General features: G+C 33.7%; 6 protein-coding genes. 4 read left to right on the plus strand and 2 right to left on the minus strand.

The genetic code is table 11. The features are described 5' to 3' along the window. Window positions 1–28: 28 nt before the first annotated feature. The gene (locus ABZP37_RS06605; protein ID WP_366186667.1) at window positions 29–3,040 is read right to left on the minus strand and encodes a TonB-dependent receptor; all 3,012 of its coding nucleotides are present in this window, start codon (window positions 3,038–3,040) and stop codon (window positions 29–31) included. A gap of 212 nt (window positions 3,041–3,252) precedes the next feature. After that, entirely contained in the window at window positions 3,253–7,389 is a 4,137-nt protein-coding gene (locus ABZP37_RS06610; RefSeq protein WP_366186669.1) for a two-component regulator propeller domain-containing protein, read from the minus strand. Window positions 7,390–8,011: 622 nt separating this feature from the next. Here ABZP37_RS06610 and ABZP37_RS06615 point away from each other — a divergent pair. The 4 genes from ABZP37_RS06615 (at window position 8,012) to ABZP37_RS06630 (ending at window position 15,723) form a co-directional block, all read left to right on the plus strand. Continuing rightward, the gene (locus tag ABZP37_RS06615; protein WP_366186671.1) at window positions 8,012–9,439 is read left to right on the plus strand and encodes a carbohydrate-binding protein; all 1,428 of its coding nucleotides are present in this window, start codon (window positions 8,012–8,014) and stop codon (window positions 9,437–9,439) included. 101 nt (window positions 9,440–9,540) lie between these two features. After that, window positions 9,541–11,823, plus strand: a complete 2,283-nt coding sequence (gene bglX, locus ABZP37_RS06620; RefSeq protein ID WP_366186673.1) for a beta-glucosidase BglX — start codon at window positions 9,541–9,543, stop codon at window positions 11,821–11,823. 205 nt (window positions 11,824–12,028) lie between these two features. Continuing rightward, the gene (locus ABZP37_RS06625) at window positions 12,029–13,492 is read left to right on the plus strand and encodes a hypothetical protein (RefSeq protein WP_366186675.1); all 1,464 of its coding nucleotides are present in this window, start codon (window positions 12,029–12,031) and stop codon (window positions 13,490–13,492) included. Window positions 13,493–13,521: 29 nt separating this feature from the next. Further along, complete coding sequence (locus ABZP37_RS06630) at window positions 13,522–15,723, plus strand: glycoside hydrolase family 3 N-terminal domain-containing protein (protein ID WP_366186677.1); 2,202 nt, start codon at window positions 13,522–13,524, stop codon at window positions 15,721–15,723. Window positions 15,724–15,786: the final 63 nt, after the last annotated feature.

Consider the following 15,786-nt stretch of genomic DNA (forward strand, 5'->3'; position numbering starts at 1 on the left):
TATTTTACTTTTTTAAATAATTTTTATATTAAAATCCTAATTTAAGTCCGGTAACAAGTGTCACTGGTTCTGGATAATCACCAGGGTTTTTCTCTGGACTATACGATTGAAAATCCGTTATAGTTATTAAGTTGCTACCCGTTACATATATTCTTAAATTTGATAATCCTAATTTTGAAGTTATTGTTTTAGGCAAAGAATAACCAAAAGTTATATTTTGTAATCTAACATAGGAAGCGTCTTGCAAGCCTAAATTAAAAATATTGCTAGGGTCATTTCCTTCTTTAGGTCTAGGGAAGTTTCCTCCAGGATTTTCTGGTGTCCAATAGTTTTGTTTAATTCCGTTTTTGATTCCTCTTAATGATCCTCCTTCTGTATAACCATATAGAAAAGGATTGTCTCTTGTAACACCTTGTACCGTATAAAAATCGGCAGACATATCAAATCCTTTGTATTCCATACCCAAAGAAACGGTTCCGTACCAATCTGGAGCTCTTGAAGTAATTACACGGTCACTATCGTTAATTACATTGTCACCATTTACATCTAGCAATTTAATGTCTCCAGGAACAGCCAATGGTTGTGCTGAATTTATGATATTTTCACCTTCTTGGAAAATTCCAGTAGGTTGGTATTGGTAAAAAACACCAATAGACTGACCAATAAATCTTCTATTCAATATATCATTATCTTCTATACCGTCTCCATTTGCATCTTTACCGTATAAACTAATTATTTTGTTATTGTTTTTAGTAAAAGACAAACCTAGATTCAATTTGAAATCTTTTTTTCTGATAATGTTAGCATTTACTGTTGCTTCAAATCCTCTATTTTCGATTTCACCAATATTACTCCATCTATTGCTGTATCCAGAAGACAGGTCTAACTGCTCTTGAACTAATAAATCTTTTGTTCGAGTAACGTAATATTCCAAAGTAGTGGTGATTCGGTCATTAAAAAAGCCAAAATCTACTGCCGAGTTAAATGTTGTTGAAGTTTCCCATCTCAAATCTGGATTGGGTAAAAATGCTCCTGGTATGTAACCTGATACTTGTGTGCCATTAATTACATAATTATTTTGATTGGCATTACTCTGACTTAGTCCAGGAGAAATGGCTTCATTACCAACACTTCCGTAACTAAAACGTAATTTTAAATTATTAATTTCATCAATATTACTCATGAAATTTTCTTTGTGTACATTCCAACCAATATTTGCAGAAGGGAAAAATGCCCATTTATTATTTTTTCCAAATACTGTTGAGCCATCAACTCTACCGGCAACGGTAAAATAATATTTATTATCATAATCATATTCTACTCTTCCAACACCAGATACAATCCCTCTTTTGTATGCTGAAAGCGTTGGTGTGTTTAATAATGCCGATTCAAGTCCGTTTATGCCTAGTATGTCATTAGGGATTCTGGTAGATGAATTTTGAAAATTATTGTTCGTTGTTTCAGAAACACTTTGAACAGCAGTAAAACCAAAATGATTTACTTCTTTAAGGTTGAAATTATAGGTAAAGATGTTTTCAATTTGCCACTCTACTTCATCTTGAAATTGTATAGCACCACTACCTTGTCCAGCATTCGCAATTCCAGTAATCGATTTTGTAGTATTGTATGATGCTCGTTTGTAATTCCAAGATCTTCTACTAGTATTCAATCTGTATTTGAAGCCTTTAAAGGGAGTAACATCTAAAAACACATTTAAGATATCATTTCTGTTTTCGATAAAATTAGTCGTTTGTTCTAGATCTATTAATGGATTTTTATTCTCTGCAAATCCACCAGGTAAAAAGCGCAACGAACCATCATCATTAAAGGCTTTTCCAAGGGGAGCCGTTGTAATAGAACTAAGGATAACACCGCTCGTATTAGGACTATTTGATTCAGAAAATTGAAAAGAGGTATTGATTCCTACTTTCATCCAATCATTTATTTTTTGATCGGCATTCAATCTCAATCCTACTTTATTAAAGTCTGAATTTGGGATGACTCCTTTTGTATTAATATAGTTTACACTGCTGAAAATATTGAAAGTTTCAGTCCCAGAAGAGATATTAAGAGCATGATTTTGAGTTTGTCCTGTTTGTAGCACCAAGTCTTCCCAATTTACATAATTTCCAGATTGAACACTTTCTAGTTCTAATGCAGAAAATATCTGATCGTCTGGTCTGTAAACTCCTCCGTTGTTGGTTCTGAAAGCTTCTCTTTTTAGCTGTGCAAATTCTTCACCGCTATAGATGTCAAAATTTCTGTTGATAGTCTGAATTCCAGAGAACCCGTTATAAGAAATTTTTGCTTTACCATCTTTACCTCTTTTGGTTGTAATCAATATGACACCATTAGCAGCTCGAGCTCCATATATAGATTGAGCAGCAGCATCTTTAAGTACTTCCAATGATTCAATGTCATTGGCATTGATGTCATTGATACTTCCAATTCGTACACCATCTGCAATTACAATTGGATCGTTTCCTCCACTTATAGAACGTTGACCTCTTATTTGAATAGATGATGAACTTCCAGGTGCGCCACTTGCCAATGAAACTTGAACTCCAGCAGCTTTTCCTCTTAGCATTTCTCCAACATCGGAGGTTGCTACTTTAGTTAAATCTTCTGCTTTTACACGTACTACAGAACTAATAATGTCGCTTTTCTTTTTTACACCATAACCTACAACAACCACTTCTTCTAGTTTGTTGTCTGAAATTAATGTTGCATTAATAGTGGTTTGGTTACCCACCAAAATGGTTACTGTTTTGGTACCTACATACGAAAAGGTAAGTTTCTGATTTGGTGTAGTACTAATGGAATATTTTCCGTCAATATCTGTTGAGGTTGCAAAGGTAGTTCCTTCAATAAGAATAGTAGCCCCAGGAAGTGGTAACCCTATATCATCGATGACCGTTCCTTTTACTGTTTTTGTTTGAGCATTAACTGTTAAAGAGATCATGCTTAATAATACAATAAAGCCTAATCTCCTTTTAAGATTAAATTGCTTAAAAGCATTTCTTTGAATATTTATTTTCATATTTATAAAAAGGTTAGTTAAAATAATTTGTTTAGTTAATACAAATATCAATTTTAATACAACAAGCGAAGGGAGGTATACATTCGTTTATAGGGGTGTGAATGTATCTGTAAGATTAATGCCTTTAAAATCAGGGATTTTTGAGAGGAATATAGCTAAGAATGCTTTTGAGAATTAAAATTTCAAAAACATTCCTAGCCTATTTAAGGGAATTATTCAGTTGGACTGTTTGTGTTTTTATAAACAGAAGGAGATGCTTTGTATACTTTTTTAAACTCTCTGCTAAAGTGTTTTCTATCACTAAATCCTACTAAGAAGGCAACTTCAGAGATTGGATAAGAAGTGTTTAAAATAATATCTGAGGCTTTTTTAAGTCTCAAATGCTTGATTAAACTAGCGACAGAATGATTGGTTAGGGTATTCACTTTTTTGTATAAAATAGTTCTACTCATTCCAATTTCATTGACCAACATATTAACATCTAATTCAGGATTTTCAATATTCTCTTCAATAATTCTCATTAACTTTTTAATAAAAATTTCTTCTGGAGTAGTTAACTTATCTAAGTCCGAGTCTACAATAAAGTTACCGCTGTATTTAAGCTTTAGAATTTCTTTAGAGGATAAAAGGTTCTGAATACTAAGTTTTAAAATTTGAGTACTAAAGGGTTTGGATATGTAAGCATCTGCACCAGTCGATAGTCCTTCAATCTTGTTGTCAATCGAAGCTTTTGCAGTTAGTAAGATAACAGGGATATGATTCGTACTTTCATTTGTTTTAATATAAGCACATAATTCAAGGCCGTCCATTTCGGGCATCATTATATCACTAATAATTAAATCTGGAATTTCTTTTTCCATGAAACTTACAGCTTCTTTACCATTTGGAAAATCAATAATATTATATTCTTCGTTTAAAACATTAATAAGAAACGTGCGTACTTCATCATTGTCTTCTACAACAAGGAGTGTTTTTTTGTTAGTATCGAATTCTTCATTTGAATCTTCTCCTATTGATGTATTATCGGTTTCAATTGTTTTTTTGGTAGTGATAATCGGTTCATTGTTGGTGCCGTCACTTTTTAGAATTTGATCCTGTGTTAAATGTTTATGACCTAGGAGTAATTCAATTTGGAAAACTGTATTTGTCCATGATTCTGTTTCATTAAGAATGGTGATTTCTCCTTTGTGAAGTTCAACAATACTTTTGGACAAGGCCAAACCTACACCACTTCCCATATTGTGAGTACCTCGATCATCGACTTGGAAAAAATTGTTAAAAATATTATCCTTACTCTCCTCAGGAATACCAATTCCGTTATCCTTAATTTTGATAAATACTTTTTTTTCTGCAGCTGTGCCTTCTTCTACAGCCAATACAATTTTTCCATTTTTCTTGGTGAATTTAAAGGCGTTTGAAAGCAAATTAAACAATACTTTTTCCATTTGATTTTGGTCAAAGTAAACTGGGATTTTATGAGAATTAAGCACAAATTTATATTCGATATTTTTTTCAACAGCAAGAACTTTGAAGGATTCAAAAATTTCAAAGCAAAACGAAATGATGTCTTGCTTTTCACAGTAGATTTTCATGTGACCTTCTTCAGCCTTTCTAAAATCCAATAATTCATTTACTAGTTTTAATAAACGATCTGAGTTTTGCTGTATCATTTTTAGTTTGGTTTTGGTTGTTAAATCATTGTTTGTTGCGGTTAATAGTTCTTCGACAGGGCCTTTTATGAGGGTTAAAGGGGTTCTTATTTCATGAGAGATATTGGTAAAGAAATTCAATTGCATATTGAGAATTTCTTGCTTTCTTTCGTTTTCTACATGTTCTAAAAATAATTCTCTTTTTAGTTTAATTCGGTTTTGAATAAAACGATATACAGTATAATTAAATAATAGAAATAATATGACGTATAAACTATAGGCCCACCAGGTTTTCCACCAGGGAGGGAGAATAATAATTTTTAAGGTTTTTACTTTCGGATTCCAGCTACCATCATCGTTGGTCGATTTTACAGATAAATTGTAAGTTCCATGATTTAAGTTTGATAAGTTAATTCTGTTTTGCGTGCCTGTAAGGTGCCATTGGTCCTTAGTTGATTCATAATCTAATTTATAAGCATAGTTGCTTTTTTTAGGGTTTACAAAATTTAAACTACTGAATTCTAGTCCAATATATCCTTGGTCATAATTGATGGTAATTTGAGAAGTTTCAGAAATAGGTTTGTTTAAAATAGTGCTTTCCTGGCCTGATTCAATAATTTCATTATTGACAATAAGTTTTGTAAAAACAATTGCACTATTATTAGAAGCTTTAATTAAAGACTGAGTATTAAACAACAATAGTCCTTTGGAAGAACCAAAAGCTAATTTGTTTTCATTAATTTGAATACCGGAATTATAGGAAAACTGCTTAACTGATACACCGTCACTTACAGAGAATCTGGTGATTTCAAAATCAGAATCTTTTAAGTTAATCGAATCATTTTTTATTTTTATTTTAAAAAGAAAATCTTCGGAACTCACCCATAGGTTCCCTTCTGCATCCTCGGTTACACTTTTAATGGTTGCGTCGGTTAATCCTTTGGCTTTATTTAGGGTTAAGAAAGTGTCATTTGATTCGTTTAAATAATACAATCCATCGTAGTCTGCTCCAATCCATAATCTATTCTTAGAGTCTGTAAATAGTGTAGTTAAGCTATTATTGTCAATCGGTTTTTTAGTTTTAGATCTAAAAAGTTTGGATACTTTTTCAAGTTTTTTATCAAAATAATTTAAGCCATTTGTAGTTGTTATCCAGATTCCCTCTTTTCTGTTTTCCAAATCCATGATGAAATTATCTGAAAGAGAATTTGGGGAACGATTTTTTCTGTAATTTTCTACTTCACCATTTGGAGCTATTTTTTTTAAGCCGTTTCCATTTGTTCCCACCCAAATAGTTCCATTATCCATTATTAATGATGTTATAGGGCGTTCATCTTCAATAAGTCCGTTGGCGCTAAGTGGAATTTTTTTAAACGTTTTAGAGGTTTTGTTGAACTGAAACAGCCCATTAAATGTTCCGAATACTAAGGTGTTGCTGTCTTTGTTAATTATAGCAGTAACTAAATTTTTTGTCTTTTTGTCGTCATTGTCAATTTTGTACGATGTAGAAATATTGTTTTTTAAATCTAGATAATTTAGTCCACCACCATAGGTTCCAACCCATAATGCATCATTATTTTCTTTTACAATAGCATGTACTAACGCATTGTTTAATCCAAATTGCGGCTTTAATGTTTCTCCTATTTTAGAGAAATTGGTGTTTGATTTGTTATAGAAATTGATTCCTCCAGCAGTTGTTCCAGTCCAAATGCAACCGTTATTATCTTTTAAAAAACAATTCAAATCATTGTCACTCAGGCTGAAATTGTTCAATGGATTGTGTTTGTAATTCGTAAAATTATTTTTAATACTATTATAGACACTCAGTCCATCTTTTGTAGCAAACCACATAGTACCGTTGTTGAGCTGAACTATATCGTTTATCCAATTGGAGGCAATTGAGTTTGCATTTTTGGAATCGTTTTTATACTGAATAATTGCATTCTTTGATTTAGAATACAAAAAAGCTCCCATGGTTTCAGAAGCAAACCATAAGTCTCCTGTTTTGGTTTTAACAATTTTCCAGATTTTTGCTTTCAAAAAATCAGGATTATTATAAAATACGTTAGGTAGTTTTTTACTTTTTAAAGTGGTGGGATCAAAGTGTTTTAGACCTTGTGATGTGCCTGCTAAAAGGCCCCATTCCTTATCGTAAAAAAGTGAAAGTACCCTACTGCTGTTTAATTCAAAATTAGGATTGTCATTTATATTATTTAACTTATTAGTTTTCAGATTAAGTCTTTTTACGCCACCAAAAGTTCCAACCCAAATCGTTTTATTTTGGTCTTCTGCAAACGAGCTGATGTAGTTTTCCCCTCCTTTAGCACTTGAAATGTCAATAGTTATGAAATTATTTGAATTTTTATTAAAGAAATTTAATCCATGGTTTGTACCGATCCAAAGATTTTCATTCGAATCTTCAAAAATCATATTGATATGATTGTTGCTTAGGCTTCCTTTAATTTGTTTGTTTCTAATGTATCTATTAAAACTGTAGCCGTCATATCGAAACAATCCGTTTTTTGTGCCAATCCAAATAAAACCTTTTTCGCTTTGAAGCATGCTCGAAATCATACTTGGAGAAAAATCCTCATCATAGTTAACTTGGTCAAAATGCAGTCCAGACTCTTGCGCTGATAGTTTACAAAAGCATAGTAAAGTCAATAAAAAAATAAGCGCTTTTTTTATGGAAAGAATCATATTGGATTGAGATTTTGAAGTAAAAGTTACGATAATTATTTTTTAAATTTTAATGGTGAATTTAAAGATTTCTATCCGGTAATTTTATTCCTTATGATGATTAAACAATTATGTAGCAGAATGTTGTTTTTAATAAGCAAATTTTACCATTTTGAAATTTTAGTTTAATCGAGTTGTTTTTTAATGTTTATCAAAATGCAAATAAAGTAATATGTATTTGTATTTTAGAAATATGGACTTTTTAATCATTGGTGTGTTTTAAGAACGGAATTGTCTATTGTGATTTATCTCATAATTCGATTGTGTAGGTTAGTTAATAGTCACAAACTTATCCATATATTATGATATAATAGATGAAAATTGTTTGTAATTAGGGTTCTATATGTGTTTGGTTGTATAAAATGGAATAGCAAAACAATACTATATTTTAAACTCTATGATTTTGATTATTTGATTTTATAGGATGAAAAATTAAGTGTAATAGTTTTAACTTGTTTAAATAGGATTTATTGAATGTGTACAATTTTGCCCCTAAACAGAAATTATCAGATACTTAAAGACTTTACATTATGACTAATTTTGTTAAAATCAAATGACCAATAAATAACTAAAACGTTTAATTATGAATTTTAAAAACATTAAAATATCTAAAAGTACCTATTTAATTTTATTTTTCACCTTCTTTTTACTCTCCTGTGAAAGAGAAGTGGAAAGAGAAGTTGTGCTGTATGATAAAGGGAAAACGGAGGCTACTGCCTCAAAAACTAGTATTGATTTTGGACAATCTGTAGATTTCACAAGTACTTCTTTTAAAGTATTAACCACAAATTGGACATTTAAAGGAGGGTCTCCAGCTACATCTATCAATCCTAATGTTAAAGTTTCGTATAGTACACCAGGTACATTTGATGCTACCTTAGTTGTCAAGTACATTGATAATACTGTTGAGACGGTAAAATTTACTATTGTAGTAAAAGGTATTGACGCAGCGTTGCCTTATAGCGGTACTGCAGTTGCAATTCCGGGTACATTTGAAGCCGAAAATTATGATAAAGGAGGAGAAGGAGTAGGGTATCATGATAATGAAGTTGCAAATCTAGCCGTCGCCAACGGAAGTACTAGATATAGAACGGATGACGGTGTTGATGTCGAAGTAGGTACGCCAACAAAGATTAGCTATACTAATGCGGGAGAATGGGTAAATTATGCAGTGAATGTTGCCAATGATGGTTTTTATGATTTTGAATTTAAAGTAGCTTCAGGAAATGCTGCCGGAGGAAAATCAATTAAACTGCAATCTGTAAATATAAGTACAGGGCAAGTTACTGATCTTGGTCAAAGTGGAAATTTTTCATTTACAGGTGGGAACAATGTCTTCGTTAGTAAAAACATAACAGGAATTGCATTGAGCAAAGGTCTCAATACATTACGATTGTTTTTTACAGGTAGTGATACCAACCTTGATAAGGTAAATGTTATTGTAAGTTTGCCTCCAGCACCTATTGATGGTGTCGGTATTTATACCGAAAGAGATATTGTAAGTACTAATGCAGGAATTGCTCCACCACCTAATAACGGAAATTTTTCAATTACAACTGTGAGTACCAATACCAATCATGGAAGCAAAAGTTTATTTTATCATTATGATCCTACAGGAAACGGAAGTCCGCAAACTGGTTTTGCATTGTCACACATGGATTTGACAACCTCACCTTATAATGCATCTGCCTACGGTTTCTTAAATATTGCTGTTAAATCTACGACTCCCAAAAATGTAAGGATTCGTTTGAATACAAATGCTGGGAATTTTTGGGTAACTTTAAAACCAGCGGTACCAGCTTACGGAATGCTTTGGGATGGTGCTTGGCATGAATTAGTGATTCCTTTTTCTGATATATTGTTAAATGGATCAGGTGCTGGTTTATCAGCTACACCAACTGCACTATCTAGCATAAAGCAATTTACAGTAAGAACGGATGACAGTGATTATACAACTGCACCCGATTCATTTGATTATTATATTGATGATATTTATTTCACGAAAAAATAAATAAAAAAATTAGTTAGTTTTTTTTTCAAAACCGTGGGGGACTATTTCTTCACGGTTTTTTAATAATTAAAATAATCATAAACACTTCAAATATTATTATAATGAAAAGTAGAAACACTATTATTGGACTGTTTTCACTGTTTGTAGTTGCCAATGCATACGCTCAGCGAAAACCACATTTGGATAGTAAAAAAACTATTGAGGAGCGCATTACTTTGTTGATGAATGAAATGACAGTCGAAGAAAAAGTTGGACAAATGAATCAGTACAACTGGTCCTGGGACGTGACTGGTCCGGCGCCAAAAGGAGGTGTCTCAAAATTAAAATTAGACCATCTACGCCAAGGTTGGGTTGGTTCCTTATTGAGCGTTCGAGGAGCAAAAGAAGTTCGTGCGGTTCAAAAGATTGCGGTGGAAGAAACACGTTTAGGGATACCATTAATCATCGGGTTTGATGTCATTCATGGGTACAAAACGTTGAGTCCAATTCCATTAGCCGAAGCCGCTAGTTGGGATTTAGAGGCCATACGAAAATCGACTGCTATTGCGGCAGCTGAAGCTTCGGCAGCTGGTATTAACTGGGCGTTTGGTCCAAATGTAGATATTTCTCGTGATCCTCGTTGGGGACGTATTATGGAAGCGGCGGGAGAAGACCCTTATTTAGGAAGCAAAATCGCCACGGCACGTGTCAAAGGATTTCAAGGTGATAATTTGGCAGAAAATAATACTATTGCAGCTTGTGCCAAACATTTTGCAGCCTACGGTTTTGTAGAATCTGGACGAGAATACAATACGGTTGATATTAGTAATGCTACACTTTACAATGTTGTTTTACCTCCTTTTAAAGCAGCCAAAGACGCAGGCGTACGAACAATGATGAATGCATTTAATTTGCTAAACGGAATTCCAGCCACTAGTAATTCTTTTTTACAAAGGGATATTCTAAAAGGAAAATGGGATTTTGATGGATTTGTAGTTTCAGATTGGGCTTCAATAAAAGAGACAGTGACGCATGGTTTTGCAAAAGACGGAAGCGAAGCTGTTCAAAAATCAGTGATGGCGGGTTCTGATATGGATATGGAATCGTATTTGTATGTCGCAGAATTGGTAAAGTTGGTCAATGACAAAAAAGTAAAAATCGAGTTGGTGGATGATGCTGTTCGAAGAATTCTCCGTGTCAAATATGAGCTAGGTTTGTTTGATGATCCGTATAAGTATTGTGATGAAGCAAGGGAGAAAACCACCATTGGAAGTCAATTTAATAATGAGGGAGTTTTGGATATGGCCAAAAAATCAATTGTATTGCTGAAAAATGAGAATCAGCTTCTTCCTTTAAAAAAATCAGGGCAAAAAATTGCACTTATTGGTGCTTTGGCAAATGATAAAACGAGTCCGTTGGGAAGTTGGCGAATTGCTTCAAATGATAATACCGCTGTTTCTGTTTTGGAAGGAATGCAAAAATACAAAGGAAATCAACTGACTTACGACAAAGGGACTGATGTAACAGTTGGTAAAACTACTTTTGTACAGGAATTAGAATTTAATACCACGGATAAAAGCGGATTTGAAGCAGCCAAAAATGCAGCTCAAAATGCAGATGTTGTGGTAATGGTTTTAGGTGAACATGGTTTTCAAAGTGGAGAAGGAAGAAGTAGAACCAATATCGATTTGCCTGGGAATCAACAGGAATTGTTAGAAGAAATATTTAAAGTGAATAAAAACATTGTATTGGTTCTTAATAACGGAAGACCATTAACGATCCCTTGGGCAAGCGAAAATATTCCAACAATTGTAGAAGCTTGGCAATTGGGAACGCAATCTGGTAATGCGATTGCAGAGGTACTTTATGGAGACTACAATCCAAGTGGAAAATTACCCATTTCGTTCCCTAGAAATGTGGGTCAAATTCCAATTTACTACAACCATTTTGGTACAGGTCGCCCTGTGAATTCTGATACTAATGTATTTTGGTCTCATTATTCAGATGTAGAAAACACCCCTTTGTATGTTTTTGGTCATGGGTTAAGCTATACTTCCTTTGGGTATTCTAATCTAAAAATTAACAAAGCTGTTTTTGAAAAAGACGAACCTGTAAAAGTATCTGTAACAGTTACTAATACTGGCAAATATGAAGGAAAAGAGGTTGTACAATTGTATATTAGGGATTTGAATGGTAGTTTGGTGAGACCAGTTAAGGAGCTAAAAGGATTTGAATTGGTCAATCTAAAAATAGGAGAAACCAAAATAATCAATTTTACATTGACCAATGCCGAGTTGGGATTTTTTGACAACAATGGCAATTATTTAGTTGAATCAGGAATGTTTAAAGTATTTGTTGGGACCAATTCTAATGACGTACTGGAAAGTGAGTTTGAATTGAAATAATTTTTTTTTTTTTGAAAGAGGCTGTCTAACTATTTAGGCAGCTTTTTTTGTGCTTACAATAGTCGGTTTTTGTTTTTTATTTCTAAATAAAAACTTTTTATAAATACAAATCAACCCTTATATAAGCATGTTTGTGACCTTGAAAATTCAGAGAATTATCAATCTTTGAATTATCAATAAAATCAAAATTATAAAACTAATTGTCGTGGAAAGTAAATTAAAAATCTCAGGTAAAATCACTTTTTTATTGCTAATCGTTTTTGGTAATACGGTATCGTTCGCTCAAAACAATTGGAGTACAAAATCTTCTTTGTCTCAAGACGATCAAGGTTTTTATAAAGTGATGGCTAGGCAAAATGCCGACGATACTGTTTGGAAAGAATACACCGCAAAAACTATAGATAAGCTACCGGATTTTAATTATACTAAGGATCCTCAAACAAATCAATACGGTGGCTGGAACGTATTTAATGTTAAGGCGACAGGTTTTTTTAGAACAGAAAAAATAGACAATCGTTGGTGGATAATTGACCCCAATGGAAATCCATTTATACATAAAGGAGTCGCTGTTTTAAACCCAGGTTCATCCGAGGGTCAAAATAAAGCTTTAGAATCAAAGTACGGAAATAAGTCCAATTGGATTTCAAAGGAAACTACTTTTCTAAAAGAGCAAGGTTTTAATGGAGCTGGTGCTTGGTCAAATGTTGATTTAATTAGAGAGGAGAAAACGCCACTGGTTTATACCGTAATTGTAAGTCCGATGGGAGCATACAAATCACAGCATCTAAAGAAATTTAATGGGAAGTATGAGAAAGCAGGCTGGCAAGGGTTTCGGTACGATTTGGCGATGGTTTTCGATGCCGAATTTGATGTTTATGTTGAAAAAGAGATTTCTAAAATTCAAAAATATAAAAATGATAAATTCTTGTTGGGATATTATACAGATAATGAATTACCATGGGTTGATGACGCCTTAGACAGACATTTGAATTTTTTAGGTAAAGAAGAAGAAGGGTATAAAGCTGCCAAAAAATGGTTGGAGGCTAGAAAAGGAAAAAACGCTACTGTTGCTGATATTACTGACTTAGATCGACAAGATTTTACCGGCTTTTACTTTGAAACCTATATGAAAAAAGTAACTAAAGCCATTAAAAAATACGATAACAATCACCTCTATTTAGGGTGTCGATTTAATCAAGAAAAGGATGAATTAGACAATCCAAAAATATTTGAAGTAGCTGGAAAGTATATGGATGTTATCTCTATTAATCATTATCGAAAATGGGAACCTGTACAATCTATAATGGACAATTGGGAAGGTTGGTCCGGAAAACCATTCTTAATTACCGAATGGTATACCAAAGGAGAAGATTCTGGCTTACCAAATAAAACAGGAGCTGGATGGAATGTTCCAACACAAAAAGACAGAGGTTATTTCTATCAAAATTTTACCATCGAACTTTTAAAAAGCAAAAGCTGTGTGGGATGGCATTGGTTTAAATACCAAGATAATGATCCAAATGATTTGACTACCGATTTTTCGAACAGAGATTCAAATAAAGGAATTATAGATAGTAATTACGAGCATTACTCGCCTTTGATTGAAAATATGAAGCTGATTAATAACCATACTTATGAGCTTATTCAGTATTTAGATGCTAAGAAATAAGTTAAAGTTACAACATGATATTCCTCAAGATGAAAAAAATATTTTTAACACTTACAGCCGTGGTTATTCCTTTTTTAACGGGAACAGCACAAATTAAAAATCCGATTTACAAGGACAAAAAAGCACCTATTGAAGCACGCATCGAAAACCTAATAAGTCTTATGACTTTGGAGGAGAAAATCATGCAAATGAATCAATGGACCTATGGGAAAAATGCCAATCCAAACAACATTGGCGAAATAATGAAAGCGGCTAATCCCGAAATTGGTTCTTTATTGTATCGAAGTACCAATCCAGAATACCGCAATCAAATTCAGAAGAAAGCGATGACCGAAACAAGGTTGGGGATTCCAATTATTTTTGGTTTTGATGCTATTCATGGGTACCGAACCGTTTTTCCTATTCCGTTGGCGCAAGCATGTTCTTGGAACACGGAATTGGTCAAACAATCCTGTGCTATTACGGCTAAGGAAAGTTGGTTGTCGGGTCTGGATTGGACTTTTTCACCCATGCTGGATGTCGCTAGAGATGCCCGTTGGGGAAGAGTTTCTGAAGGGTACGGAGAAGACACCTATGCCAATTCAGTTTTTGCTGTAGCTGCAGTTCAAGGATATCAAGGCGAAAACTTAGCCGATAAATACACCATTGCCGCTTGTTTGAAACATTATATTGGGTATAGCTTATCCGAAGGAGGAAGGGATTATCATTATAGTGACATTTCAAATCAAACACTTTGGGAAACTTTTATGCCTCCATTCGAAGCTGGAATAAAGGCTGGGGCAGCAACAGTAATGTGTGGTTTTAATGATATATCTGGAATTCCTGCTTCGGCCAATCATTATACTTTGACAGAAATATTGAAAAGAAAATGGGGACACCAAGGATTTGTAATTTCTGATTGGGGTTCGATTCGCAATTTGGTAGAACAGTCTGTAGCTAAAGATTTAAAAGAAGCCGCGACTAAATCGGTGCTTGCAGGAGTCGAAATGGATATGGTGGATAATGCTTATTTGGACTACTTACCGGAATTGGTAAAAGAAGGGAAAGTACCAATGGCTACAATTGATGAAGCGGTAAGAAGAATAATAAGAGTAAAAATGAAATTAGGGCTTTTTGAGAATCCGTATGTAGATGTGGTTCCAGAGAAAAAGCGCTACTTACTGCCCGAATATTTGAAAGTAGCCGAGGAACTAGCGGCAGAATCGATGGTTTTGTTGAAGAATAAAAAACAAACATTACCGATAACCGATAAGTATAAAAATTTGGCAATTATTGGTCCAATGGTAAAAGATTCTGTTCATATCATGGGATTCTGGGAAGGAATGGGAAGACCAGAAGATGTAGAAACAATTTTTGATGGATTGCAAAAAGAATTTAAAAACAAAGCAACGCTAAATTATGCTTTGGGATGTAATTTTGAGGGAGAAGACAAAAGTGGTTTTGCAGAGGCTTTGGCAGCAGCCAAAAAATCAGATGCTGTAGTTGTATTTTTGGGAGAGAAAAGAAACTGGAGTGGCGAGAATGGTTCGCGTTCTACCATTGCATTGCCAAAAATCCAGGAGGAATTGGTAGCTGAACTTCAAAAAGCAGGAAAACCTATCATTTTGATGCTTTCGAGTGGGAGACCTTTAGAATTAATACGGCTAAATGAAATGGCTGATGCTATTGTAGAAATATGGCAACCAGGTACTGTAGCAGGTTCCTCTGTTGCGGGAATATTATCTGGGAGACACAATCCATCCGGTAAATTATCGATTACTTTTCCGCAAACTACAGGGCAAATTCCGATTTATTACAACATGCGTGAAGCTGCAAGACCTGACCTTGGACATTATCAGGATATTCCGAGAGATGCTTTATATTGGTTTGGACATGGATTAAGTTACACTACTTATGAGTATAGTCCAATCAAATTATCAAAAACTAAAATTCAAAAAGGAGAAAAAATAATTGCAGAAGTTGAAGTTACAAATGCCGGAAGCAGAGACGGAAAAGAAACCGTACAGTGGTTTGTAAAAGACCCGTTTGCAACTATATCAAGACCGATGAAGGAGCTTAAATATTTCGAAAAGAAAGAAATAAAATCAGGAGAAAAAGTTGTTTATCGGTTTGAGATTGATCCAATGCGAGATTTGAGTTATTTGGATAGCGTTGGGGTAAGACATTTAGAAGCGGGTGATTTTTATGTGATTGTAAATAATCAGAAAATCAAATTTGAGCTTGTTGATTAGTTTTGAAATTTATTTTTAAGGATTAAATTATACTATTCCTAAACCTGTTCCTTAGTTGGAACA

It is taken from the genome of Flavobacterium ovatum (genome assembly GCF_040703125.1).
GTDB lineage: Bacteria > Bacteroidota > Bacteroidia > Flavobacteriales > Flavobacteriaceae > Flavobacterium > Flavobacterium ovatum.